The sequence below is a fragment of the Nodosilinea sp. LEGE 07088 genome (assembly GCF_015207395.1).
Taxonomy (GTDB): domain Bacteria; phylum Cyanobacteriota; class Cyanobacteriia; order Phormidesmidales; family Phormidesmidaceae; genus Nodosilinea.
The window spans coordinates 1-24,333 of sequence record NZ_JADEWX010000087.1; the positions used below are offsets into that span (position 1 = coordinate 1).

At 57.6% G+C, this 24,333-nt stretch carries 20 protein-coding genes and 1 pseudogene; 4 read left to right on the forward strand and 17 right to left on the reverse strand.

Features of this window, described 5'->3' with window-relative positions:
• Positions 1 to 120, forward strand: a pseudogene (locus IQ254_RS31620) (IS30 family transposase); the annotation flags it as partial.
• A gap of 446 nt (positions 121 to 566) precedes the next feature.
• Here IQ254_RS31620 and IQ254_RS18035 read toward each other — a convergent pair.
• On the reverse strand, positions 567 to 1,082 hold the full coding sequence (locus IQ254_RS18035) for a GNAT family N-acetyltransferase (RefSeq protein ID WP_228040844.1): 516 nt from the start codon (positions 1,080 to 1,082) through the stop codon (positions 567 to 569).
• Positions 1,083 to 1,293: 211 nt separating this feature from the next.
• On the opposite strand from IQ254_RS18035, the gene IQ254_RS18040 reads away from it, so the two are divergent.
• Positions 1,294 to 2,802 (forward strand): sensor histidine kinase KdpD, encoded by a 1,509-nt coding sequence (locus IQ254_RS18040; RefSeq protein ID WP_193967551.1) that lies wholly within the window; start codon positions 1,294 to 1,296, stop codon positions 2,800 to 2,802.
• Here IQ254_RS18040 and IQ254_RS18045 read toward each other — a convergent pair.
• The 6 genes from IQ254_RS18045 to IQ254_RS18070 form a co-directional block, all read right to left on the reverse strand.
• Positions 2,788 to 3,468 (reverse strand): response regulator transcription factor, encoded by a 681-nt coding sequence (locus IQ254_RS18045; protein WP_193967552.1) that lies wholly within the window; start codon positions 3,466 to 3,468, stop codon positions 2,788 to 2,790. The genes IQ254_RS18040 and IQ254_RS18045 overlap by 15 nt on opposite strands.
• Before the next feature lie 262 nt (positions 3,469 to 3,730).
• Positions 3,731 to 4,741 carry a sll0787 family AIR synthase-like protein gene (locus tag IQ254_RS18050; RefSeq protein ID WP_193967553.1) on the reverse strand — a complete coding sequence of 337 codons (1,011 nt, stop codon included), beginning with the start codon at positions 4,739 to 4,741 and terminating at the stop codon, positions 3,731 to 3,733.
• Between the two features lie 7 nt (positions 4,742 to 4,748).
• Positions 4,749 to 5,267, reverse strand: coding sequence for an MSMEG_0567/Sll0786 family nitrogen starvation N-acetyltransferase (locus IQ254_RS18055; RefSeq protein ID WP_193967554.1), 519 nt, complete (start codon positions 5,265 to 5,267; stop codon positions 4,749 to 4,751).
• Between the two features lie 70 nt (positions 5,268 to 5,337).
• Positions 5,338 to 6,423, reverse strand: a complete 1,086-nt coding sequence (locus IQ254_RS18060) for an MSMEG_0568 family radical SAM protein (RefSeq protein ID WP_193967555.1) — start codon at positions 6,421 to 6,423, stop codon at positions 5,338 to 5,340.
• Positions 6,424 to 6,527: 104 nt separating this feature from the next.
• Positions 6,528 to 7,556 (reverse strand): Nit6803 family nitrilase, encoded by a 1,029-nt coding sequence (locus IQ254_RS18065; RefSeq protein ID WP_228040845.1) that lies wholly within the window; start codon positions 7,554 to 7,556, stop codon positions 6,528 to 6,530.
• A 95-nt stretch (positions 7,557 to 7,651) separates the two neighbouring features.
• The gene (locus tag IQ254_RS18070) at positions 7,652 to 8,134 is read right to left on the reverse strand and encodes an MSMEG_0572/Sll0783 family nitrogen starvation response protein (protein ID WP_193967556.1); all 483 of its coding nucleotides are present in this window, start codon (positions 8,132 to 8,134) and stop codon (positions 7,652 to 7,654) included.
• A 379-nt stretch (positions 8,135 to 8,513) separates the two neighbouring features.
• Here IQ254_RS18070 and IQ254_RS18075 point away from each other — a divergent pair, with 379 nt between their 5' ends.
• On the forward strand, positions 8,514 to 9,788 hold the full coding sequence (locus IQ254_RS18075) for an MSMEG_0569 family flavin-dependent oxidoreductase (RefSeq protein ID WP_193967557.1): 1,275 nt from the start codon (positions 8,514 to 8,516) through the stop codon (positions 9,786 to 9,788).
• A gap of 314 nt (positions 9,789 to 10,102) precedes the next feature.
• Here the strand turns inward: IQ254_RS18075 and proC are convergent, their stop codons facing one another.
• The 9 genes from proC to xdhA all read right to left on the reverse strand — a co-directional run bounded on the left by proC (position 10,103) and on the right by xdhA (position 21,224).
• Positions 10,103 to 10,912, reverse strand: a complete 810-nt coding sequence (gene proC / locus IQ254_RS18080; RefSeq protein ID WP_193967558.1) for a pyrroline-5-carboxylate reductase — start codon at positions 10,910 to 10,912, stop codon at positions 10,103 to 10,105.
• A gap of 137 nt (positions 10,913 to 11,049) precedes the next feature.
• Entirely contained in the window at positions 11,050 to 11,652 is a 603-nt protein-coding gene (locus tag IQ254_RS18085; RefSeq protein ID WP_193967559.1) for a cell division protein SepF, read from the reverse strand.
• Positions 11,653 to 12,041: 389 nt separating this feature from the next.
• Positions 12,042 to 12,728, reverse strand: a complete 687-nt coding sequence (locus tag IQ254_RS18090) for a YggS family pyridoxal phosphate-dependent enzyme (RefSeq protein WP_193967560.1) — start codon at positions 12,726 to 12,728, stop codon at positions 12,042 to 12,044.
• The gene (pipX, locus tag IQ254_RS18095; RefSeq protein WP_193967561.1) at positions 12,725 to 12,997 is read right to left on the reverse strand and encodes a transcriptional coactivator PipX; all 273 of its coding nucleotides are present in this window, start codon (positions 12,995 to 12,997) and stop codon (positions 12,725 to 12,727) included. Before pipX ends, IQ254_RS18090 begins: the two co-directional genes overlap by 4 nt.
• Before the next feature lie 147 nt (positions 12,998 to 13,144).
• On the reverse strand, positions 13,145 to 14,611 hold the full coding sequence (locus IQ254_RS18100) for an anthranilate synthase component I (protein ID WP_193967562.1): 1,467 nt from the start codon (positions 14,609 to 14,611) through the stop codon (positions 13,145 to 13,147).
• Complete coding sequence (locus tag IQ254_RS18105) at positions 14,608 to 15,522, reverse strand: energy-coupling factor transporter transmembrane protein EcfT (RefSeq protein WP_193967563.1); 915 nt, start codon at positions 15,520 to 15,522, stop codon at positions 14,608 to 14,610. The genes IQ254_RS18100 and IQ254_RS18105 overlap by 4 nt, the downstream gene beginning before the upstream one ends.
• A gap of 163 nt (positions 15,523 to 15,685) precedes the next feature.
• The gene (gene der, locus IQ254_RS18110; protein WP_193967564.1) at positions 15,686 to 17,050 is read right to left on the reverse strand and encodes a ribosome biogenesis GTPase Der; all 1,365 of its coding nucleotides are present in this window, start codon (positions 17,048 to 17,050) and stop codon (positions 15,686 to 15,688) included.
• Between the two features lie 132 nt (positions 17,051 to 17,182).
• A complete protein-coding gene (gene xdhB / locus IQ254_RS18115; protein ID WP_193967565.1) occupies positions 17,183 to 19,513 on the reverse strand; it encodes a xanthine dehydrogenase molybdopterin binding subunit in 2,331 nt (776 codons plus the stop codon).
• 250 nt (positions 19,514 to 19,763) lie between these two features.
• Positions 19,764 to 21,224, reverse strand: a complete 1,461-nt coding sequence (xdhA, locus tag IQ254_RS18120) for a xanthine dehydrogenase small subunit (RefSeq protein ID WP_193967566.1) — start codon at positions 21,222 to 21,224, stop codon at positions 19,764 to 19,766.
• Between the two features lie 115 nt (positions 21,225 to 21,339).
• Between xdhA and IQ254_RS18125 the strand changes: the two genes are divergently transcribed.
• Positions 21,340 to 22,020: an HD domain-containing protein gene (locus IQ254_RS18125; RefSeq protein WP_313887486.1), complete on the forward strand. Its 681-nt coding sequence runs from the start codon at positions 21,340 to 21,342 to the stop codon at positions 22,018 to 22,020.
• Positions 22,021 to 22,116: 96 nt separating this feature from the next.
• On the opposite strand, the gene mtnA is transcribed toward IQ254_RS18125, so the two are convergent.
• Positions 22,117 to 23,226 carry an S-methyl-5-thioribose-1-phosphate isomerase gene (gene mtnA, locus IQ254_RS18130; protein ID WP_193967567.1) on the reverse strand — a complete coding sequence of 370 codons (1,110 nt, stop codon included), beginning with the start codon at positions 23,224 to 23,226 and terminating at the stop codon, positions 22,117 to 22,119.
• Positions 23,227 to 24,333 lie beyond the last annotated feature (1,107 nt).

Consider the following 24,333-nt stretch of genomic DNA (forward strand, 5'->3'; position numbering starts at 1 on the left):
GAGACATTAGAAAGAGCCGTCATGTTGATTAACAAAAGACCAAGAAAATCGCTTGACTATAAAACGCCATTTGAAGTATTCTATTCAGATAAATCAGACGCTGATGCACTTCAGATTTGAATTGGCGTATTAAACCAGGCAGTAGATATATGGCAACGTACATCAAACTAGCCCACAGCGTCTTTTTGACGCGATCGCTTCCCCCAAAGCGATAGCTTAGCCATAGCATTAACGATGTAAATGGAACCCAAATATATGGCAACAGGGGACGTACAAATGCAAACAGAAGAATAGTTGGAAAATATAACCCCACGAACCAGGAATCTTCAATAAATTTAGGATCATCAACAGTTGGAATGGGTAAGTGACCTAACAGACTACTTGCTCGCCATACAACCATGAGCAGAAGTAAGAGAAAAATGGTTGGCAGTAAGGTCAGCATCCAATAGGCGATTGTTACCCCTATCCGTAAAACAAGTGGCATAAGTATGTTTTCTGAGATTAAAGGCCAAGGATCTTAATCATTGAAAAACGCATCACCACCCAGCATGATGCACCAAAGTAGACTACTTATAGATCCAGCCATAGGCAATCTCAGCAAGATTAGTTCCGCCGATTTCAATCTCTTTTTTATCGATGATTCTACCTCCAAAAATGTCATAAAATTGACAAGCCGGATTTTTTTCTAATACCCATACCAACATAGAATGTATCTGCATCTGAGCTAATCTCTGCACTACTGCTCGGTATAATGTCCGCCCAATCCCTTTTTGCTGATCGCTCTTTAGAATGTAAATTGCGTTCAACTCGCCTTGATAAACCACATTGCCTGTGCGTTCTAAGCCACCATTTGCAAAGCCCACAATTTCACCCGATCTATTTTGGGCGACGTAGGTAAAATTTTTATCCTTTGAGGCGTTTTCAAAAACTTGGTGCCAGCTATTTTCTCGTCTCTCGTAGGATAGATTCTTCAGAAACTCGTCAGGGAGAATGCCTCGGTAAGTGGTTTGCCAAGTTTTGACATGAACCCTTGCGATCGCGGGTATGTCACAACGGGTAGCTTCTCTCAAGATGATGGCCATATCTTTACTGATGGCTGGACTACAATCATCCCATCACGGTTACGGAGATTTGACATTGACCGATCGGGTAATATTTAACCTGGCTGACAAGTTAGATCCATTGGCCAATTGTTCCAGAGCCGTTCTGCATATATGATACAGTCGCCTTCATCACTACCATCCTGAGTCCTTAACGCAGGCGGTCAATAGATCGTCCTTAGCCTTAATGCCCATGCGACGGTCTGTCAGGTTAAATCAGCGCCCAGCACCGGCCCAACTTGTTTGGAACTGGCTGAGATGCCAGGCCCAGGTTGTGTTGAGCTATCTTAAATCGAACCCAGAATCTAGCGACTATCTAACCTGGCGGCATCAGTTTTTTCAACAGCGCCTACGGCTGGGATTATGGTTGGGGTTGTTCTGGCTTTTGATCTCAGGCCTGCACAGCGTTTACTATACGGTGGTTGAAATCGAGGAGTTGAGGCGGCACTTCCTTATTTTGTTAGGAGATGCATCGATCGCAGATGCCTACCGAGACGTAACGATTATTTTTCATCTGGTTGCGCCTAGTCTGATGGTGATTTGTTTGCTCGGGCAGCGCACAGCCTGGGGTAGGCAACATGTCGCCGGTTTATTTCTACTATTCGCCTGTTCGATTAATGAGTTGGTTGGGCAAATCATCACAACGTTTTATGGTATTCCAATTACTCCCGGTACCCAGGTGTTTCTGGCGATCGCTATCCTAATTCCCGTACATTGGCGTCTGCATTTGGTTGCTCAATCGTTGCCCATTGCCTACTATGCCCTTGTCTATCCAGCAATTGGGCTGACAACTCTAGGGACAACGGATACCTATCGACTTTACTCCACCGGGAAAATTATTGAAATTGCCTGGGTTTGTTCCGTTAGCATTCTGGCGGTATATCTGTATGAGCGATTAAAACGATCGGAATTCAAAGCCCATCGTCAGCTCCAGGTGTTTCTATATTCTGTTTCCCATGATTTACAAACCCCCGTAGTGGGCACTTCAATCGTGCTCAAAAGTTTGTTAGATCAGTACCCATCGGGAGCCGAAATCAGCATCAAGCGATCGGTGATTGAGCGCCTGCTGGAAGGGAGCGATCGCCAACTTACCTTGATTCATTCTCTCATTGAGTCGCATGTCACCTCAATCCAGGGAATTATTTTGCATCGTGCTCCGGTGGAAATTGGGCAACTGGTCGACTCGGTCTTGGTTGACCTACAGCAGAGCTTGATCAAAAAAAAGGTTCAGCTCACCAATCACATGGCCCCTGGGCTGCCTCTAGTCAACGCCGATACAAATCAGCTTTGGCGGGTATTTAGTAATCTAATTGAAAATGCGCTAAAACATAACCCCCATGGCATTCATTTGACCCTAGATGCAACGGTTATAGAGCCCCAGCAGCGGCATCAATACCTGGGCCACGAGAAACGGGAAAGCGCAGCAGAGAGCATCGCGATTCATCACATACAGCGCTGTTTTAAAGCCCCAATGCTGCTTTGTATTGTGCAAGACAACGGTGTTGGCATTGCCCCAGACCAATGCCAACGCTTGTTTGAGCTCTATGCTAGGGGCTTGCGGGCGCGATATATGCCGGGGCTAGGGTTGGGCTTGTATATTTGCAAGCAGATTATTACCGCCCATGGTGGCGAGATTGGCGTGATGAGTCGCCTGGGGGAAGGCTCAACCTTTTGGTTCACGCTGCCCCTATATCCAGCCTGAGCGCAATGCTACGACGGCAGCTTGGACGCGATCGTCAACGGCTAATTTGTTCATGATGCCTCGAATATGGGCTTTTACCGTACTGAGGCTGATGTAAAGCGTGGCGGCAATTTCTGGGTTGCTATACCCGTCTACGATGAGCTTGAGTACCTCCAGTTCCCGCTCTGTGAGAGGGCTGCTTGCTTGGTTACGGAGGACGGGCTGCAAATGTTGCACCACGCACTGAGCAACCTGCGGGTCAAGATAGACCGCTCCATCGTGAACGCAGGCGATCGCCATGACCAATTTCTCTAGTCCTACACCCTTGACGCAGTAGCCATCTGCTCCGCTCGACAGGGCGGCCACAATCTCTTGCTCAGACCTGTGGGACGTCAGCATCATTACCCGTGTTTCGGGCCGCTGAGCTTTGATTTGCTGGGTAGCCGCAATGCCGTCCAATTCGGGCAGGCCAATATCCATAATCACCAAATCTGGCTGTAGGCGAAGTACGGCTTCAACGCCAGAGTATCCATCCTCCACCTGTTCCACAATCTCCAATTGGGAATAACCGCTCAAAAGATGCTCTAAGCCTAAACGCATGACCGGATCATCTTCGACAATCAAAAGCCGTAGCGTTGGCATCTGAAGACTAAAGTTATCGTTAGCAGAAGAGTCTGGAGAAGACATAGGCAGAGGAAAAATCACCGACCAAATGGGCTCGATAGCGCTCTGATAACACTCTGTTGCCCAAGCAAACTGAATGGGCTTAACTGTCTTTGCGGCCATGCCCCACGGCATGTTTTCTGCACTGCTCGGCGAGAGAACAGCGGCCATCGCGACTGGCTAAACCGTTCTACCATTCTGGTTACCGGAGTGACTCGCTGACCTGCAACCCGCTATAGCCAACAGGCCATTTCCCCGACTGCCATGCATACCAAAGCATCGTAGCTCAATCGTTGTGCTCTGATGCACGGCTCTGGACAGCAGGAGCAAATCCGGTTAGGGGGTCGGTGGCAAGATCCCAGAAGCAGAGGGACTCACCCCCAAGCTGAAGGATGAGGTTATGGCCATGGGTAATGGTGCCGATGGGGTTGCACAGTAGGTCTCGGCGGTAGAACTGGGGCTGAATCTGGGCTACGGCTTGGGGTCGTACGCTGAGCAGATAGCCGTAGCTGGGGAAGCTGAGCAGCCAGGGCAGTCGGTCCAGATTGGGGGGAGGCGCGATCGCACCCACATCCAGCACCGCCCCGCAGCCCGAGGTCTCTAGCAGCATCAGCGTGGTGCCGACAATGCCGCCCATGCTGATGTCTTTACCGGTGTCGCAGAGACCCGCTTCGGCCAGATTGGGTAAGAGTTCCAGGTTGCTTTGCAGGCGCTCGCGATCGCTCTCGGTTGCCGCATTCCAAAACGGATAGTGGGGGTGCATCTGCCCCTGCATATCGGTGACATGCAGCAGCACATCCCCCGGCTGGGCGCTAAAGCTGGTGATCAGGCGACTGGCTCGACCCAAAATCGCCGCCGACAGGGCCGCATAGGGGCTGTGGCAGCTGGTGTGCCCCCCTACAATCGGCACGTTGAAGGCTTGGGATGCTGCGACCATGCCCTGCCACAGCGGTTCCACCTGCTGGGGCGACTGGCTCCAAAGGGTATCTACTATGGCGATGGGGCGGCCACCCATGGCGTAAATATCGCTGACGTTGACCATAACGGCGCACCACCCGGCAAACCAGGGGTCAGTTTCCACCAGGGTGGGCCACATCCCCTCTGCGGCCAGCAGCAGATAGCCCTCGCCATCGGGAATGGCGGCACAGTCATCCCCCAGCCAAATCGGCGACTGATCGGTAGCGGGGACGCAGCGCCCTAGTCTATCTGACGCTGTTTGAATATCTTGCTTGTGCAGAATGCCTAGCGATCGCCGTAGTTCGGCGGCCAGTTCCCCCAGCGTTAGATCGTCTGTCATAAAGACCTTAGGACACCTGCTGGACTTCCCAGGGCAAGACAGGCCGCACTTCGCTACCGGGAGGATAGTGGTTGAGGTCGGCTTCCATCAAATGGTGGGGGCGATCGCACAGCACGATTTCCTCCAGGGAGTCCCAGTGCAGGCGCTGGAAGAACCGCACGTTTTGCTCCTGTACGGTAGCGAGAAAGCGATCGCAGCCCCAGGTGTTGGCCGTTGTCACCGCCTTGTGGATCAGTCCCTTGCCGATCCGCCCGACCCGCCGATAGTCGGGGTGAACGCCCAAACGCCCGCCATACCAGAGCCGGGGCGATTTTTCGTAGATGCGCACTACGCCAACCACCCGATCCTCATGAGGTGCCTCGTGATCCAGTGCGACGATGGGGTAGGCGACGCCATCAATAGTGTCGCCATCGTCCTGGTCAAACAGCCCTTGTTCTTCGCAAAAAATGGCCTGGCGCAGGGTGAAATAACCCTTGAAGTCTGCGGAGGATTTAGCCAGCTCAAAGCTGTAGCGATGGAGTGCCATGGTCGTCGATGGGGTGGAATCTCAGATATCAGAAGCTACGGAATCCCCTCTTGGGAGGGGCAGGGGTGGGTCAACCCTCAAAGGTGGACAGCGCTGAGCAAGCACCGCACTTGGCGCAGCCCGCTTTCATGTCCGCCGCCGCCATGCCCGCTTGTTTGAGCAGCGTGCCGACCCGCTGGTAAAGGGTGAACATGAACTCGCTACTGGGGGCAGGATGGTGCGACAGAGGAGTTTCGCCAATGGGCACAAAGGGCACCACAAAGGGGTAAACGCCCATCTGAATCAGGCGATCGCTGGCTTCGACCAAAGTCTCCAAACTGTCGCCCAGACCGGCTAGCAGGTAGGTGCTCACCTGACCCCAGCCAAACACTTTCACCGCCGCCTCAAAGGCCTGGTAATAGACGGTCAGAGGAACTTCGGCTTTACCCGGCATAATTCTGGCCCGCACCTCAGGGTCTACGGCCTCTAGATGCATGCCCAGGCTGTCAATGCCAGCGGCCTGCATCCGGCTAAACCAGCTAAAGTCGTCGGGGGGCTCACACTGCGCCTGTATCGGCAGGTTCACCCGCTGACGAATGGCGGTAGCGCATTCGGTTAAGTAGGCCGCGCCGCGATCGCTGGTATTGGGCGTTCCGGTGGTCATAATCATGTGGGTGACGCCATCGAGGCGCACGGCGGCTTCGGCCACTTCAGCGAGCTGTTGGGGGGTCTTGCGGGCAATGGTGCGCCCGGCATCCAGGGATTTTTCGATCGCGCAAAACTGGCAGGCGGTGGCCGGGTCGCGGTAGCGCATGCAGGTTTGCTGCACCGTGGTAGCCAACACGTCGCGCCCGTGGAGCAGCGCAATCTTGGAATAGGGAATGCCATCGGCGGTGGTCAGACCGTAGAACTGAGGCGCATTGGGCACGTCGATGGGGATAATGGCCTTGCCCGCAGATTCTAGATGCAGAGGGCTGGCTGCCGTAGCCCTGAGGGTATAGGGAGAGTGCGCTGCGCTGTGGGTGTAGACCGGCACCATGACGGTTGTACCGTCGATGGTAATCGCCCGGTGGTCGGAGGGGCCTGCCCCACCCCGGCGCCCTGATGCCCCGGGCGTAGACTCTACCAATCGCAACCCGTTTGACTGTAACTCTGTAATTAGCCGTTGCTTGTTCATGGCCTGCTGTTCGATCCCCGATAAAATCCTGCGCCAATCTATGCCACCCCTGGGGGCAGCCTCTTTTATGCCTGGCTATGAGGTCTTGAAGACCGTTGCCTACCCTAGGAAGCCGGGATTTCTAGGCCTGTGGGCGGGCTGGTGCCAACCTCTCCAGTGTTTTGAGCAGCCGCACTTGCCTGAGCATCCTGGGCATTGGGGGCAGAGGTCTCGACCACCGACCAGGGCTCAGCATTGATGTGCAGGCGCAGCAGGTCAGGGCGGGCGTAGTGGCCCACCGAGTCCATCATGCGTTTGCGCTTGGTGATCAGGGAAAAATCGAGGTCTGCGATCGCCAACCCTTCCCCTGCGGTAATGGGCTCGCTCAGAGGCACCCCCTCGGGGCTGATGATGGCCGTATAGCAACCTCCCGACAGCACCCGATGCATAGCCTCATCGCGGCTGATCTGCTGCTTTTGCTCTGGGGTCAGCCAGCCTGTGGCATTGACCACAAAACAGCCCGACTCCAGGGCGTGGTGGCGCATGGTGACCTCCATCTGGTCGCCAAAAATCTGCCCCACCATCGACCCCGGAAACTGGCCGCAGTGAATTTGCTCCTGCTGGCTCATCAGAGCGTAGCGAGCCAGGGGATTGTAATGCTCCCAGCAGGCCAGCGCGCCTACGCGGCCCACCGCTGTGTCTACTACCCGCAGACCAGCTCCATCGCCCTGTCCCCAAACCATGCGCTCGTGGTAGGTGGGGGTGATTTTGCGCCGCTTCAGCACCAGGGCACCGTCGGCGTCAAACACCAGCTGGGTGTTGTAGAGGGAACCGGCGTCGCGCTCGTTGACCCCCAGCACCACCACCATGCCGTAGGAGCGTGCCGCTCGGCTCACCGCATCGGTGACTGGCCCCGGCACCACGACAGCTTCCTCGTACAGCCGCATGTGCTCTTTGCCCATCAGCACGGGGGGCTGCACAAACGAGAAGTACGGATAGTAGGGAATAAACGTCTCTGGAAAGACGATCAGGTCTACCCCGGCCTGGGCAGCCTGAGCAATGGTTTCCAGCACCTTTTCGGTGGTGCCGTCACAGCTAAACAGCACGGGGCTAATTTGTGCGGCGGCGGCTCGAATGGTTTTGGTGTAATCCATGGGAGGCGGTGGTTAGAGGAGGGCGGTGAGCAATGCCCACCCGGGCGAGAATGACGCAGGATGGGCATGCTTCGCCTTGCCCATCCTACGCGTCGCTACATTGTCCAGGTGTCGAGAATGAAGGCCCCTTCCTTGCGGTGCACGAGCACAATATCGAGCACATCGAGGGGGCTAATGGGGCGAATACCGGGAATCAGGGAGGGCTCGCCGTGGCCGTAGAGCGCCTGGAGCGCAAAGCGACAGGCGTAGATCTTGCAGCCCATGTCCAGCAGCTTAACGACCTGATTATTCATAGCCAGATGACCGGGGAACGCTTCGTCGTTGAGCTTAGGAAAACCGCGCTGCACCCCCAGGGTGACCCCAGGGCCATAGAGCAGCACCGAAGTATCAAACCCTTTGCGAATCAGGCGAGTCGCTTGCAGCAGGTTGACTAAACCAATTGACCCTTCAAAGGCCACGGTGTGGAAGGTGACCAGAGCTTTTTCGCCCGGCTCGGCCTGCACATCGGGAAAGACTTTCTCTTCGTAGTCAACAAAAAAGTCTCCAGCCTGGTGAGCTGGCTTGGTTACTTCAGGCATAGATTTTCGCTCCTGGCAAAAGATTTTGGCAGTCAGGCAGTCATGACTGCACATGTCAGAACCTTAAGGGCGATGCTGGTGGGTTCCCGTATCAGCAACTACAAACCCTGCGGGTCTAGCCTAATCAACAGGTGGGCGTCTAAAAATTGCCCGTGTGTGGGTATCAGCGATGGGCTACCCCTATTGAAAGTGATAGGGGTACGATGCCAATGCAGGCTGAATCGGGTGATGACGATGCGATCGCACCCTCTGGCCCTGCCACTAGCGCTAGATCAGGGTTTTCTGTAGCCGCAGTTACATGTATCCCCTGGGCAACGACCTAGGGTACGAACCTATAGCCCTAGCGGGCCTCACTCACTCTTCAGGACTCAGCAATACTATGCACCACGGCGTAATCATCATTGGTGGCGGTCAGGCCGGGCTGTCGGTGAGCTACTGCCTGCAGCGTCTGGGCATTGACCACATAGGGTTTGAACAGCATCAAATTGCTCATTCCTGGCGCCATAAACGGTGGGATTCATTTTGTTTAGTCACCCCCAACTGGCAGTGTCAACTACCGGGCTTTCCCTACTCCGACGACGACCCCGAGGGTTTCATGGGTCGTGACGCCATTGTGGAGTACATCGAGCGCTACGCTAGCCACTTTAACCCGCCCATCCAGACTGGAGTAACGGTGCAGCGGGTGCGTCAGCGTGATGGCGGTGGGTTTGAGGTGCTCACCAGCGAGGGGAGCTTCACGGCCGATCAGGTGGTGGTGGCCACTGGCGGCTACCATACGCCTAAAATTCCTCGGCTGGCAGAGCGACTGGCCCCTGAGGTATGGCAACTGCATGCGGCTGAGTATCGCAACCCTGAGTCGTTACCGGCGGGTGCGGTGCTGGTGGTGGGTACTGGCCAGTCGGGCTGCCAGATTGCCGAAGACCTGCATCTAGCCGGGCGGCAGGTACATTTGTGCGTGGGGGGGGCGCCGCGATCGCCCCGTCGCTATCGCGGCAAAGACGTGGTCGAATGGCTCGATCAAATGGGCTACTACGACCTGGCCATTGACGACCATCCCCAAAAAGAGACCGTGCGCCACAAGACCAACCACTACGTTACCGGGCGCGACGGGGGCCACGAAATTGACCTGCGCCACTTAGCGCTCCAGGGTATGGGGCTGCACGGTCGGCTAACCGATATTCAAGGTACTCGCCTGATCTTTGGCGACGACCTGAAGCAAAACCTCGACCAGGCCGATGCCGTGGCCGAAAGCATCAAGCGCACCATCGACGGCTATATCGAAAAAAACAATATCGAGGCTCCGGTCGATCCGCCCTATCAGTCGGTTTGGGAGCCTGAGGTCATTCCCTCCGATCTCGATTACCGCGAGGCCAATATTGCCTCGGTGATTTGGTGCATTGGCTACGGCATTGACTACAGCTGGGTTGAGCTACCTGTCTTCGATGGCCAGGGCTACCCGGGGCATCGCCGGGGGGTGACGGCGGTACCGGGGCTGTATTTTATCGGTTTGCCCTGGCTCTATACCTGGGGGTCGGCCCGGTTTTCGGGTATTGCCCGCGATGCCGAGTATTTGGCAGAGCAGATTGCTGCTAGAGCTGGAAATAGTCATTCTCGCCCGCCTCAGAGCGTCAACGAAGTTGCGATCGGCTCTTAGAAGTTTGGCAGTTTTGAGGACTGTGATGCCTGAGGGTTATCCCACACTATGACGCCAAAGTAGACGGGGATACCCGGCCAGTGGTACAGCAATTAGGCATCCATCAGACAGCTTGACCGTGAGCAGGTCTGCCGAAACAGAAGCCTGCTGAATTTCTAGAATGCCGAAAGTTTCATCCCTTGAAGAAATCATGCCAAGCCTCCAATAACTGCTGTTGATTGCCCTCAGCTAGCTTCTGAATGCGATTAACCTCACTTGACGCGTTCTATCCTGGGCGACATTAATACTGGCGAAGACTCCATTGGCCTAAATTTTCAAGCCTCTCCCAGTTCTTTAGACCTTATATAAGCCGATCGCACCGCAGCCATCAAAGTCGATCGCATCCCCCCTGCTTCAAGCGCTGAAATTCCTGCGATCGTCGTGCCACCAGGGCTGGTGACACGGTCTTTTAGGACTGCCGGGTGCAAGTCTGCCTGGGTCAACAGTTCGCCAGTGCCGCGTACAGTGGCAATCGCCAGCTCCAGCGCGATCGCCCGAGGCAGACCCACCGCCACACCGCCATCCGCCAGCGCCTCCACCACCAGGGCTATATACCCAGGCCCCGACCCAGAGAGTGCCGTGACCGCATCCATCTGGTACTCAGGCACGTCTATCACCGTACCTACGCTGGCAAAAATAGTGCGTGCCTGCTGCCGCTGCTGATCGCTAACGGCATCGTCGGCTGCCAGGGCTGTGACCCCGGCCCCCACGGTAGCGGGGGTATTGGGCATGGCTCTGACCACAGCCCAGCCAGGGAACGCGGCGTTTAACCGGGCCAGGGGAACCCCAGCGAGAATCGACAGCAGCAGGGGTGCGGCGTGGACGGGGGGACGCAAGTTTCTAGCCACCGCCGTCAACATCTGGGGTTTAATGGCCAATAACACCGTGGGGGCAGCCGCTACCACCGCCTGATTTTCTTCGGTAGTCTGCACCCCGTAGGTCTGGTGCAGTACCTCACGTCGCGCCGCCTGGGGGTCACTGACCAGTACCACCTCAGGGGCAAAAATTCCCTGATCAAGAAGGCGGGCGATGAGAGCCTCTCCCATCATCCCGCCGCCGATAACCCCAAATATTGCCTCGGGCATAGCCTCACCTGCGACTTACATGTCCTGTCGTCAGTGATGACCATAGCGCAAGGAGGCCCTCAGAGCTAGTCTGAGGGCCGCGATAGTCACAGTTGAGCGCTGCTAAGAGCGTTCTGGATAACTGTCAAGCTGATAGCCTAGGCCATGCGGGCCACGGGCTCGGCACCCCAGGTGGGAGCCGGGGGCATTTGACCCGGTACGGGCATGCCCTGGGACTGCCCCATAAAGACTTCTTCTTCGTACTCAGTGGGAGTGCTGACCTGTACGCAGTTGGGTGTAAACAGGAAGATGCTCTCGCCAATGCGCTCTTGGTGGCCGTCGATAGCGTAGGTGCCGCCTGCCACAAAGTCAACGGCCCGCTGGGCTTGGTCGGGATCCATAATGGTCAGGTTCAACACGACAGACTTGCGTTCCCGCAGGGCCTGAATCGCCTGAGGCATTTCTTCAAAGGAGCGAGGCTCCATTACCACGACTTCAGAGGTGCCGTTCATGGCACCGGGCATTCCAATTACATTGCTGGCCATGGGGGTCACTCCTGCGGCATCAGTGGGCATCATTCGTTCGCGACGAGGGCGGCTACGCCGAATCTCTTCGGGCTGGGGCTGCACAATCGGCTGGGTATTTTCTTCTTGGTAGAGGCTCTGGTACTCCTCACCATCCATTTCTTCGTATTCGTAGTCGTAGTCTGCCGGGTCGTTTAGGCCAACGAAGTCCCGCAGTTTAGAAAACATGTTGCTCACAACTTACACTCCACGATGACTATCACTCAGGTAGGCTACCCCGGCGGCGATGAACCGATGGGGTCATCATGCTCCAGTTATCCGAAGGCAATGATAGCGCCAAATTTCCATTTGCAACGGCTGCTGCGAAAATTTATCGGCTAGCCTGGGGGTATGGGGGGCATCAGACCGGCTTAAGGGGCCTGATCGTCTAAACCTGACTTAACAACTCAGCGATAGACCGCCATGACAATGTGCTGTTTCTCTTCTGAGTCAGAGCCGGGTTAGGACTTTGTAAATATCCTGTACATAGAATATTGAGACAACAGTATACACGAAAACTAAAAATGGACTATTCAGTTCATAATTAGTTAAAAACTTTTTGGGAAAGGCTGCATCTCACGGCGCAGTCATGTGGGTCTGGGCCCAAACAGAACCGTACCCAGGCGAATCATAGTGGCACCACAGGCGATCGCATCCATGTAGTCTCCCGACATCCCCATGGAAAGCTGGTCGATATGCAGATGGTTAAAGCCTTGTTGATTGATAGTAGCGGCCAGGGTTGCCGCTCCTTTAAACACGGCCTGCAGGGTATCAGCACTAGCCCCCTGGGGAGGAATGGTCATCAGCCCCCGAATGTGAAGCTGGGTCAACTGGTCGAACTGGGGCAACAGATCGCTTAACTCGCTGGCGTCAATGCCGTGCTTAGAGGGGTCGGGCACCAGTTTGACCTGGAGACAGCACTGGGGCCTGCGATCGAGCTCCTGGGCGATTTGATTGAGGCGCTGGGCCAGCTTGAGACTATCGACCGAATGAATCCAGTGGAAATGCTCGACGGCTTTGCGAGCTTTATTGGTTTGCAGGTGGCCGATTAAATGCCAGGTGAGGTCGGTGAGGTCGGCAAGCTCAGCTTGTTTGGCGATCGCCTCCTGTACCCGACTTTCGCCAAAATGGCGCACACCGGCCGCATAGGCCGCCCGAATGGTCTCTCCCGGCAAGAATTTGGTGACGGCGACCAGCGTAACGGTGGGGGGAAGGCTCTGGCGGATGGCCTCAAACTGCTCGGATAAGCGGGGTGTGCTAGGGGCACTGGTCATTGAAAGGTCTGTTTATAGGTGTGCTGTAGTCGATCGTAATCGACCTGCTGCCCGGCTCGCCGCAACGTGCGCAAACGTCCTTCAAGAATCATGCGGGCGTTACTGCGGCCCAAGGGCTGAAACACCAGACCCTCGGTGGGTGACTGGGTGACCAAAAAAAACAGCCGCTGGGCATAGAGCGTGGCGAACAGCTCTTCGCCGTCATCTACCATGCATACTCTGAAGAGCAGGCCAAAGTTGGGGTGGTTGAGGTAAGTTTCTGTGCTCATTCAAGTATGGAATAGGGCCTGCTCTTACGGCAGGATGATAGTTATGTCCGTTAAATTCGTCACATGCATTCTAGAACCTGGCGTGCATTCTGCATGCATTTGAGGGGGAGAGAGGGTAATTGTTACGATTGATTGCGACTGATGGTATTAGCCTAACCCCAAGGCTAAGAGCTGGGCCTTGGCTTTTTGCAGCGACTCCTGCCATTCCCGCAGGGGATCACTGTCCGCTACAATTCCTGCTCCCACTTGTCCCCAGACCGTAGATACTGCGGGCGATGAGTCATCAGTATGCCCAAATAATAATGTACGAATCAAAATATTTAAGTCGAGGTAGCCGCGTCGGTCGAGGTAACCACAGGAGCCGTAGAACAGACTGCGGCGTACCGGCTCTAGGGCCTCAATAATTTCCATACAGCGTACCTTGGGGCAGCCCGTAATAGTCCCTCCCGGGAAGGTGGCGCGAATTAAATCGATGGCGGTGCGTGGGCGCAGCCTGCCGGAACGGCAATCGCCCTGCAACTGCCCCACCACATTGCTGACCAGGTGCATCACATGGCTGTAGTACTCGACGGTCAGCAACTCATCGACCTGCACCGTGCCCCACTGGCACACCCGGCCCAGGTCGTTGCGCTCTAGATCTACCAGCATAATGTGCTCGGCCCGCTCCTTAGGGTTGCTCAGCAGGGTTTGGGCCAGTTCTGCGTCCTGCTCTGGGGTTGATCCCCGGGGTCGGGTACCGGCGATGGGACGGGTCTGGGCTGTGCCATCCTGCAACTTTATCAGTCGTTCTGGCGAGCAGCTAATCACGCTGCCCCAGGGGGTGCGCCAGTAGCAGGCAAAGGGTGACGGATTGATGTGCTGGAGCCTGCGGTACAGCGACCAGCTATGGGTGGTGGTGGTGGTCGAAAACCGCAGTGACAGATTGACCTGAAAGACATCCCCGGCCTGAATATGCTGCTTGGCCTGGAGGACGGCCTGCTGGTACTCTGCTGCCGTCATGGCCAGGGTGAGGCCGTGGGAGCCCTGGGTCACTGGGGGCCAAAATACCTCTGCTGAGGGGCGCGCCAGCCCCTGCTCCATAGCCTCGGCCTCGGTTGGGGTTGGGGCGGCCAGCCACAGCCGCTGGGCCTGGTGGTCGAGCACGGCGAAGGTGGCGGGCTCGTACCATAGCGCCACTGGAAAGGGGAGGGGATCGGTGTTGAGCGTGGGCAGGCGCTCGATCTCCCAGGCGAAGTCGTAGCCGAGCCAGCCGAGCCAGCCGCCGGTAAAGGGCAGAGTTTGCTCAGCGACCTCGGCCTCGTCGCCCAGAAGGCAGATCTGATGGGCTGTCGCCAACCGCTCGGTCAGGGCGGGCAGAATGTGGCCTACTGTCGGTGTCCACACTTGGGTCACACCGTCTAGGTGGCGGGGTGGCCCGGCACAGATAGAATAGCGGCTGTGAATGGCATGGGGTTGAGCGGCGGCGGGTAGGGGGTAGGGGCTCTCCAGCAGGGCTACGACCGTAGATGCGGTCGGGGGCTGTTGCAACAGAGCGCCATAGAGATGTTGAAAAATATCGCTGCCAGTGCGGTGCCTGAGGGGCTGCGATCGCACCCACCACTGTCGCTCAGTCAAGCTTCGCCTCCCCACACCCACCTAGCCCACCAAAACACGACGATTGCCCCCAGCAGAAACCAGTCCCAGGAGCGCAGCACCAGCTCGTGCCAGCGTACCTGATGCTCGTTGGGGCTGGTAAAGCCGCGTACCTCCATCGCCGCCGAAATCTGTTCGGCTCGCAGCAGCAGGTTTTGCAAGAGTCGCTCGACCACCGCTAGCCACACCTGGGCCGACCCGCGCAAGCCCAGCTTCTTCCAGTTGATGGCCCGAGTTTGTACCGATCGCACCAAATTTTGCACTTCCTCCAGCACGAGCGGGATAAAGCGGAGTGAGAGCGTGACCGTGAGGGCAATTTCGGTCACCGGTAGCCGCAGCCATCGCAGCGGTGACAACACCGACTCCAGGGCCAGGGTAATTTCTTCAGGGGCGGTGGTCAGCAGGTAGAGATTGGTGCCGTAGATCAGGGTAAACAGCAGCGTGCCAATGCGAATGCCCAACTCCAGCGATCGCCGGGTGACGGTAATCGGCCCCCAGTCAAACACCACATAGCGGTACGACGTGGGTTGGGGCAACTCCGGTAGCGTCTCTGGGGGATCGTCTAGGGTCGCCATATCGGCTGGGGTGGGCAACCGTGGCGTCTGCGCCACCTGGAGCCCGTCGGGCATGATAAAGGTCAACCCCATCACCAAGGTGCTGAGCAGCACCAGCCAGCCCATCTGCTGCCGCCACACTCGCCAGGGAACGCGCGCCACCAGGGTCAACAGCACCAACAGCGCCACTAGCCCAAACCGCCAGTAGGCATTGGCCAGAATCGGAGAAATTAAAATGCTCATCAGCCAGACCATTTTGACCCTGGGGTCGAGCCGATGCAGCCAGGTGACGGGCTGCTCCAGGTAAAGGCCAATGGGCAGTGAGCGAAGGAGATCCATGGAGTTGTGGGTGGGCTTTTGACTACCGGTGGCAATTTTGGATTTTAGATTTTGGATTTTAGATTTTGGCCGGAAGCTATGCCGCCATACAAGATTCGTGAACTACAGTTTTTGCGAGATCTTAACTAACCCCTCCAAAATCCAAAATCGCAAATCCAAAATGTCACTTCACTTTCGTCGCTCGGTTGGGGTTGTTGCGCTCTAGGTCGCGCATGGCCTTGCCCCGCCAAAATATCCGAATGGGGGTGCCCTCAAAGCCCAAATTCTCGCGAAACTGGCGCTCGACGTAACGGCGGTAGTTGTCCTTCAGCAGGTGGGGATCATTCACAAACAGCGTAAATGACGGGGGCCTCACGGTGACCTGGGTGCCGTAGTAAATGCGGCCCTGGCGGCCCTGGCGGGTGGTGGGTGGGGTGTGCCACTTGACCGCATCCTCTAGCACTTCGTTGACTACCGAGGTGGTGACCCGGCGACGGTGCTGCTCCACGGCCTGATCGACCAGTTCTAAAATTTTGGGTACCCGCTGGCCGGTCTTGGCACTGACAAAGATGCGCTTGGCCCAATCGAGAAAGTTGAGGCGGGCCGAGATTTGGTGGTCGACGTCGTAAATGGTGTAGCTGTCTTTATCGACGGCATCCCATTTATTCACCACAATCACGCAGGCCCGACCGTCTTCTTCAACCCGGCCCGCCAGCTTTTGATCCTGCTCGGTGACGCCATCTAGGGCATCGATCACCAGCAGCACCACATCGGCCCGGCGAATGGCTTTAAAGGCGCGGTTAATGCCAAAGAATTCGGGGCCGTACTCGACGCTCTTTTTCTTGCGAATGCCTGCGGTATCGATCAGGCGATAGATCTGGTCGCCGTGCCGCACCTGCATGTCGATCGCATCGCGGGTCGTGCCTGAAATCGGGCTAACGATGGCCCGCGTCTCGCCAACAAACGCATTCAGCAGGCTCGACTTGCCCACGTTGGGCCGTCCGACAATGGCGACCTTGATCTCTTCGGTCGCTGCTTCTTCGACGGTTTCGGGCAGAAACTCCACCAGGGCATCGAGCAGTTCACCCGTGCCATTGCCGTGAATACCGGAGACGGCGTAGGGCTCGCCCAGCCCCAGCTCCCAAAACTGGGCCGCCTGCACCAGGCCGTGATCGAGGGATTCGCACTTGTTGACCGCTAGCAACACCGGCACCGACTGCTGCCGTAGCCAGGAGGCAATGTCGCGGTCAGATTCGGTCGGCCCAGTCTGGCCATCTACGACCAACACGGCGGCGCTGGCCTCGGTCAGCGCCAGCTGGGCCTGTTCACGAATGTAGGGCAAAAACTCGGTGTCGTCGTCGAATACCAGGCCGCCGGTATCGACCACCAGGTAGTCGCGATCGCGCCAAAAGGCAGGCTGGTAGGTGCGATCGCGAGTTACCCCCGGCTGGTCGTAGACAATGGCATCTTGCGCCCCGGCCAGGCGGTTAACTAGGGTAGATTTGCCCACATTCGGGCGACCGATAACCGCAACAACAGGCAGTGGCATGATTTGAGCCTTTTAGGCAGAAAAATGATTCGACAGACCAGGCAACGCCAGCCGCCCAGATCTTCAACTGAGAAAATCTTCTCAATCTTTCCATTGTAGTCAAAGGCCAGCCAGCTGTGGAGAGGTCTTGGCTTAGGACACGACTTCCACGGGCTGTCCCTGGGGCGTTGCGGCTTTCACTGCTTCGATCGCCCACAGGGTCGCCTCCGGGGTCGCCGGTAACCCCAGGGGCACATAGTCGGCGTTGCCAAAGGCGGCCACAGCGGCGCGAATCGCCTCCCGCACCGACATCGCCAGCATAAAGGGCGGTTCCCCCACGGCCTTGCTGCCATAGATGACGCCATCCTGGGCGGCGCGCTCCAGCAGGTGCACGGTAAACTGTTCGGGCACTTCGCTGATGGTGGGGATCTTGTAGGTGCTGGGGGCGAAGGTGCGCAGGCGACCCTCGTCATCCCACACCAGTTCTTCCATGGTCAGCCAGCCCATGCCCTGAACAAAGCCGCCTTCGATCTGGCCCCGGTCAACTAGGGGGTTGATCGACTCACCGACATCGTGGACGATATCGACCTGGCGCAGCTTAAAGGTGCCGGTAAAGCCATCGACCTCGACCTCTGATACGGCGCTGCCGTAGGCGAAGTAGTAAAAAGGGCGACCCTTGCCGAGTTTGGGATCCCAAAAGATGTTGGGAGTGCGGTAGAAGCCCGTGGCCGACAGGCTGATGCGCTCGCTGTAGGTCTGCTGCACCACCTCATCGAAGGCAATGCGGGCGCTGGGGTAGGTGCGGCAGTAGATCCAGTCGTCTTCAAAGACCATATCTTCGGGGGCATCGAGGTTGAGCATGCGCACGGCGACTCCGGCCAGGCGATCGCGCAGGGTCTCGCAGGCATTCTTCACCGCCTGGCCGTTCAGGTCTGAGCCACTGGAGGCGGCGGTGGCCGAGGTGTTGGGCACCTTGTCGGTGCTGGTGTGCATCATCCGAATGCGATCGAGATTGACGCCCAGGGCTTTGGCCGCCACCTGGAGCATTTTGGTGTGCAGGCCCTGGCCCATTTCGGTGCCGCCGTGGTTGAGCTGAATGCTACCGTCGGTGTAGATCAGCACCAGCGCCCCGGCCTGGTTGTACATCACCTTGTTGAAGGAAATGCCGAACTTGACCGGGGTAATGGCGAGACCACGCTTTTTGTGGGGGCTGGTCTCGTTAAAGGCGGCGATCGCCGCCCGCCGCGCCAGATAGTTCGAGCTGTCCTGGGCCTCTTGCCAGACCCGAGCGATGCGGTTGTCGACGATCTCCTGGTCGTAGTGGGTGGTGCTGGTGGCCCCGGTGCCGTGGTAGAAGTTGCGCTCGCGCACTAGGTCGGGGGGCAGGTTGAGGGTGCGGGCAATGCGATCGCACACCTCCTCGATTACGATCATGCCCTGGGGGCCGCCAAAGCCGCGATAGGCCGTGTTCGACACCCGGTTGGTCTTGGCGATCCGCCCTTCTACCACCAGATTGGGGATGTAGTAGGCATTATCCACATGGAGCATGGCCCGGGCCAGCACCGGGGGAGAGAGATCAAGGCTCCAGCCCCCGTCAGCGGTTAGGGTGGCCTTCATGGCGGTGATGTGGCCGTCGCCGTCAAAGCCCACCCTGTACTCGCCTAAAAAGCCGTGGCGCTTGCCGGTGATCAGCATGTCGTGGTGGCGACGCAGGCGGCAGCGGGCGGGTCTGCCGGTCTTATAGGTAGCCAGGGCCGCCGCCGAGGCAAAGGGGTTGGCCTGGGATTCTTTGCCGCCAAAAGCACCGCCCATGCGCAGGCAGGTGCAGACCACCCGGTTACTGGGCAGACCCAAAATGCGGGCCACAATGTGCTGGGTTTCAGACGGGTGCTGGGTCGAGGCAAAGACCTGGAGGTTGCCCTCGCCATCGGGCACCGCCCAGCTGGTTTGGGTTTCCAGGTAGAAGTGGTCTTGGCCACCGATTTCGACTTCCCCAGTGAAGCTGTGCTCAGACTGGGCGATTACCGCGTCGGGGTCGCCCCGGCGAATGAACTGGGGGTCGCTGTGGTAGCTGTTGGCCGCGATCGCCTCTTTCACCGTCTTCACCGCAGGCAGCGGCTCGTACTCCACCACAATCTTGGCGGCAGCCTCACGGGCGGCAGCTTCGGTTTCACCCACGGCCCAGGCCACCACCTGTCCGTAGTAGCTGACCTCGTCGGTGGGCAGCAGCACCTCGTCGCGAACGATCACCCCGGTGTTGTTTTCGCCGGGTACATCGGCGGCGGTGAGCACGGTCACACAGCCGTCGACGCCCAGGGCCGGTGAGACATCCAGCTTGGTAATCGTGGCCTTCACGTGGGGCGAGATGACCGGGAACAGCGACAGCATCCCCGCCGGTTCGCGCTGGTCATCGGTGTAGACTGCCGTGCCGCTTACATGGGCAACAGCGCTTTCGTGACGTTTGCGTTGGCCGACTGGGCTCATGGGGGTACCTCTGGGCGATTTTGGATTGGCGATTTTGGATTTTGGGCGTCCCCTCTTGGCAGGGGCAGGGGTGGGCTAATTAGGCAGTTGTAGGGTGGGCACTGCCCACCATAGGCATTAGGCAGAAACTAGGCCAACGAAGCGCAGCGTGAGAGATAGACTGTCGCTGGCATAGGGGGCGGTGGGCATTGCCCACCCTACGAAGACCGGCTCCCCTCGCCCGTGGGGAGAGGGGCTGGGGGTGAGGGCGCTAGGAAAACTCCACAAAGAACTTCTCGAACAAATTCACCACCAAAAGCTTGCGATAGTCGGCGCTGCCGCGCAGGTCAGTCAGCGGGGTAAAGGCCTCTTTCAACAACAGCTTAGCGGCCTGAATGGTCTCTGCATTCCAGGGCTGACCGACCAGAAACGCCTCAACCGCCGTGGCCCTGACCGGCGTCGCCGCCACCCCGCCGTAGCCCAGTCGGGCGTGGAGAATGGTATTGCGGCTATCCACATCCACCACAAAGGCGGCGGCCACAATGCTGATGTCGTCGGTGCCGCGCTTGCCGATTTTGTAGGACTGGGTGAGGCGGCGGGTCGCTCCAGGCGTCAGGGTTTGGGGAATCTGCACCGCAACAATCACCTCGCCGGGCTGGAGCTCGGTCTGGCGGTAACCGGTAAAGAAGTCGGCCAGGGGCATTGTGCGTTCGCCGCTGGGGCCAGCCAGTCTCAGCCTCGCGTCCAGGGCCAGCAGCACGGGCGGCAAATCACCAATGGGGGAACCAGTGCCGATGTTGCCGCCCAGGGTGGCTCGGTTGCGCACCTGGCGGGCCGCAAACCAGTGGATCATCTCATCCAGGCTGGGGAAGAGGCCGTGGAGGTTGGCCTCGATGTGGCTGAGGGGCACTGCCGCGCCGATCTCGACAAACTCATCGGTCTGCTGAATCTGCTTGAGTTCAGCCACCGCTTCCAGGGAAATCAGAGTGGGGTAGTGCTGCCGATGCCAGCTCATCTCCAGGCCCAGATCTGTCGCTCCAGCCACCAGGGTAGCGTCGGGGTACTGCTGCATCAGGTCGAGCACTTCTGACAGCTGGGTGGGGCGGTAAAACTGCTCGCTGTGGCCGTTGTTATCGGTGGTGTAAGCCAGGGGCGACAGCACGGTGGAAGCCGACAGTAGTTGTTCCGCGAACCTATCCTGGGGAGCGGCCTGGGCCACCATCTGGGCCGCACGACGAATGGGAATGTAGCCCGTACAGCGACAGAGGTTACCCTCCACCGAGAGGTCGTCGGGGGTACCGTCGTAGTAGGCGGCAAACAGACTCATGATGAAGCCAGGGGTGCAGTAGCCGCACTGGGAACCGCCGGTTTCGACCATCGCCGACTGCACGGGGTGCAGCTGATCGACGGTGACGGGTTCTTTCACAAAGGCATCTTTAGGGATATGGCACTGGGTAATGCCGTCGGCGGTGAATACCTGCCGCTCCGCCACCGCCCCGAGGGGAATCAGGCAGCTGTTCACCGCCTGATAGTGGGGTTGGCCGTCGGCCCCTGCCCCGATGATGGCTACGGTACAGGCGCCGCAGTCGCCGTCGCCGCAGCCTTCTTTGGTGCCGGCCCGCCCGCTCAGGCGCAGGTATTCGAGCAGGGTCATCGCCGGGGAGCAGGCTTTCACCGAGACCGGTTCACCGTTGATGGTTAAGCTCAGTTCAACGTCCAATTGCTGGGGCATGGGGCGTTACCGCGGTCACAACACAATCTCATTCAGTCATGAGGTTAATGTTCAAGGTACTGGTGGTTGGGTGAGCACCACGACAATTTGACGAAAATATTTAACTTTGGCCGAGGTGGTTGACGGCTTTTGGTCAGGCCTGGGAGGGGTACGCTGCGATCGCGTCGTTGGTCAGCAGGCGTTAGCCGTCAGCTCCCCAGATGATCGGGCATGCTGGAGAGAGTTAACCCTTCCCCTAGTCATGACCCTACCCACCACTGCTCTGCTAGACGCCATCCATTTTGCGGCTACCAAACATCGCGATCAGCGCCGCAAAGATCCTGCCGCATCACCCTATATCAACCACCCGATTCGGGTGGCACAGTTGCTGGCCAGCACTGGCACCGTCACCGACCTGGTCACGCTCCAGGGAGCCCTGCTCCACGACACGGTAGAAGACACCGACACCACCCCCGACGAACTAACCGAGCTATTTGGCCCCGAGGTGCAACAGGTGGTGGCCGAGGTGACTGACGATAAGAGCTTGCCCAAGGGCGATCGCAAACGCCTGCAGATTGAACATGCTCCCCATCTCTCGCACCGGGCCAAGCAGATCAAAATGGCCGACAAGATCGCCAATATCCAGGATGTCACCCTGTCGCCCCCAGCCGACTGGTCAGCCCAGCGACGGCAGGACTACCTCGACTGGTCAGAGCAAGTGGTGGCCGGGTGTCGAGGGGCAAACGCAGCGTTAGAAGCGTTGTTTGATCAGTCTCTGGCCCAGGGACGGCAGGTGCTGGAACCCGTCGCCTCCTAGATCTACCCATATCCACCCGAGGAAATCTGCCAGCCCAGCCATCTTCCTGCTGAGCCTGCACGCCAGGACGCTGGGTTGGCATCTGGCTCCAGCACCTCAGGCTGCCGCCTGTTCTGGGAATAGCCCCAACAACCCTGCCTCCGAGGCGGGGCAGATACCCCGCTCGGTAATCAGCCCCGTGACCAGGCGGGCGGGGGTGACATCAAAGCCATAGTTGGCAGCGGGGGAAGACTCCGGGCAGATCAGCACCGAGGTAACGCCATGGGGGGAAAGACCATCCATATATTTCACTTCGTCATGGCTGCGTTGCTCGATGGGGATTTCTTTAACCCCGTCTCGCAGGGTCCAGTCGAGGGTGGAGGAGGGCAGGGCCACATAGAAGGGCACGCCGTTGTCGTGGGCGGCGAGGGCCTTGAGGTAGGTGCCGATTTTGTTGGCGACGTCGCCCTGGCGGGTGGTGCGATCGCTGCCTACGATCGCCAGATCCACCAGGCCGTGCTGCATCAGATGACCGCCCGCATTGTCGGGTATCACCGTGTGGGGCACACCGTGCTGGCCCAGCTCCCAGGCGGTGAGCTTGGCCCCCTGGTTGCGGGGGCGAGTCTCATCGACCCAAACATGGACCGGAATGCCGCGATCGTGGGCGTGGTAGATGGGCGAGGTGGCGGTGCCCCAGTCCACACAGGCCAGCCAGCCCGCGTTGCAGTGGGTCAAAATGTTAACGGGTTGCCCGGTTCGGGCATAGATCTCCTCAATCAGCGTCACCCCGTGGAGACCGATCTGGCGGCACTGTTCTTCGTCGGCGTCGATGATGGCCTCGGCGTTTTGGCGCAGGCGATCGATCGCCTCTGAGGCTGTTGCTACCTGCGCTAACACCTGAAGCTGCGAGGTCAGCGCCCAGTGCAGATTGACGGCGGTGGGGCGGGTCTGACCCAGGGTGTGAGCCGCCTGGTGCAAAAAGTCGCGAAAGTCTTCTACCTCAACCGCTTCTAGAGCGGCCAGATACATGCCCATGGCGGCGGTGGCCCCAATCAGCGGCGCACCACGCACCACCATGTCTTTGATCGCGTAGGCGGCTTCTTCCACGGTGGTCAGGTCGAGCCAGGTGAGCTGATGGGGCAGCTGGCGCTGGTCGATCACCTGCACCACGCGGAGATTGTCTCGGTGCAGGCGAATGGTTCTGGTCGGCTCGCCGTTGATTTTCATGACCTGTCATAGCATCTGAAATTCCAGGTGCATTATGACAGACCGCTGCGTTGTGTTTGATGACCAACCAATCCGTCTCAGGCGGCTAAAAGCTAACTGTATTGGTGAAGTTGCTGATGGAACGCTGCGGGTGCCGGTGCGAGAGCTTATGGAATAAATGCGATCGCAGGTTGAAACCTGATTGACTGACAAAACTTGTGAACAGAATCCTCGAAAGCCCTCACCCTAGCCCTTTCCCGAGGGGAGAGGGAACCGGAAAAGTGGATTGGCTCCCCTTCTCCTTCGGAGACACTCCACGAACGCCCTCTGGGAGAGGGGTTGGGGGTGAGGGGCGGATAACTTTTGTCAGTCAACTAGGGTTGAAACTGACTCATCAGCAACAGCTGCTAAATTTGGAAGCTAACCAATGAACGCATATTCTGGCTCATTGGTTAGCTTCTATTATTCATCTAAATAATGAGGATCTTCAAGTTTACACAACAGGGAATAACGAATAAATCAGAGCTTTTGACAGATTAATTTAATTACCTTAAACGTAACCGTCCCCTGAGCGGAGTCGAAGGAGACATCCTGCATGGGTTTTGGCTTTCTCCCTGTGGGAGACGCAGGGCAAACGACTTCGCTCAGCCAGCATAGTCCTGAGGACGCTTACCCTTAAACTAACAGTCCAAACAGTTTGAGTGACGAGGCCATAAGGCTTACAGGACAATCACTCTAGCAATCGCCTATTCAAATCAAAGTTGGTTTTTACAACAGTCCGGACAGTTTTAGCAACGACGCTATAAGGCTTACAGGGCAATCACTCTAGCAATTGCCTATTTAAATCAAGGTTAGTTTTCAGGCTGACATTGATTTAAATACTTTGAGCAACGTAGGCTCTGGCTTACAGGTAATATGGAGGGCAATTTTTTGTCCGGGGTATTGTTTTTAGGCTCCCATTGGTTTAAATACTTTGAGCAACGTAGGCTGTAGCTTACAGGCAGGGCTATTTCATTCTAAAAATGGCCTTGAGGGTATCTAGGCCAAATTTGCAGAGTCGTTCAGCCTGAGCCATGTTGGAGAACTCATTGGAGCGATAGAGGTTGAGCGCGAAGTTCCGAGCGACGG

Bases quoted from the DNA above. Each gene is read 5' to 3' on its own strand.
- IQ254_RS18075 (WP_193967557.1), top strand. From the start codon at position 8,514: ATGCACCACGGCGTAATCATCATTGGTGGCGGTCAGGCCGGGCTGTCG.
- IQ254_RS18105 (WP_193967563.1), bottom strand. From the start codon at position 15,522: ATGGATCTCCTTCGCTCACTGCCCATTGGCCTTTACCTGGAGCAGCCC.
- proC (WP_193967558.1), bottom strand. From the start codon at position 10,912: ATGCCCGAGGCAATATTTGGGGTTATCGGCGGCGGGATGATGGGAGAG.
- IQ254_RS18045 (WP_193967552.1), bottom strand. From the start codon at position 3,468: ATGTCTTCTCCAGACTCTTCTGCTAACGATAACTTTAGTCTTCAGATG.
- IQ254_RS18070 (WP_193967556.1), bottom strand. From the start codon at position 8,134: ATGCCTGAAGTAACCAAGCCAGCTCACCAGGCTGGAGACTTTTTTGTT.
- pipX (WP_193967561.1), bottom strand. From the start codon at position 12,997: ATGAGCACAGAAACTTACCTCAACCACCCCAACTTTGGCCTGCTCTTC.
- IQ254_RS18055 (WP_193967554.1), bottom strand. From the start codon at position 5,267: ATGGCACTCCATCGCTACAGCTTTGAGCTGGCTAAATCCTCCGCAGAC.
- IQ254_RS18060 (WP_193967555.1), bottom strand. From the start codon at position 6,423: ATGAACAAGCAACGGCTAATTACAGAGTTACAGTCAAACGGGTTGCGA.
- der (WP_193967564.1), bottom strand. From the start codon at position 17,050: ATGCCACTGCCTGTTGTTGCGGTTATCGGTCGCCCGAATGTGGGCAAA.
- IQ254_RS18035 (WP_228040844.1), bottom strand. From the start codon at position 1,082: ATGGCCATCATCTTGAGAGAAGCTACCCGTTGTGACATACCCGCGATC.
- xdhB (WP_193967565.1), bottom strand. From the start codon at position 19,513: ATGAGCCCAGTCGGCCAACGCAAACGTCACGAAAGCGCTGTTGCCCAT.
- mtnA (WP_193967567.1), bottom strand. From the start codon at position 23,226: ATGAAAATCAACGGCGAGCCGACCAGAACCATTCGCCTGCACCGAGAC.
- IQ254_RS18065 (WP_228040845.1), bottom strand. From the start codon at position 7,556: ATGGATTACACCAAAACCATTCGAGCCGCCGCCGCACAAATTAGCCCC.
- IQ254_RS18040 (WP_193967551.1), top strand. From the start codon at position 1,294: ATGCGACGGTCTGTCAGGTTAAATCAGCGCCCAGCACCGGCCCAACTT.
- xdhA (WP_193967566.1), bottom strand. From the start codon at position 21,224: ATGCCCCAGCAATTGGACGTTGAACTGAGCTTAACCATCAACGGTGAA.
- IQ254_RS18050 (WP_193967553.1), bottom strand. From the start codon at position 4,741: ATGACAGACGATCTAACGCTGGGGGAACTGGCCGCCGAACTACGGCGA.
- IQ254_RS18090 (WP_193967560.1), bottom strand. From the start codon at position 12,728: ATGACCAGTGCCCCTAGCACACCCCGCTTATCCGAGCAGTTTGAGGCC.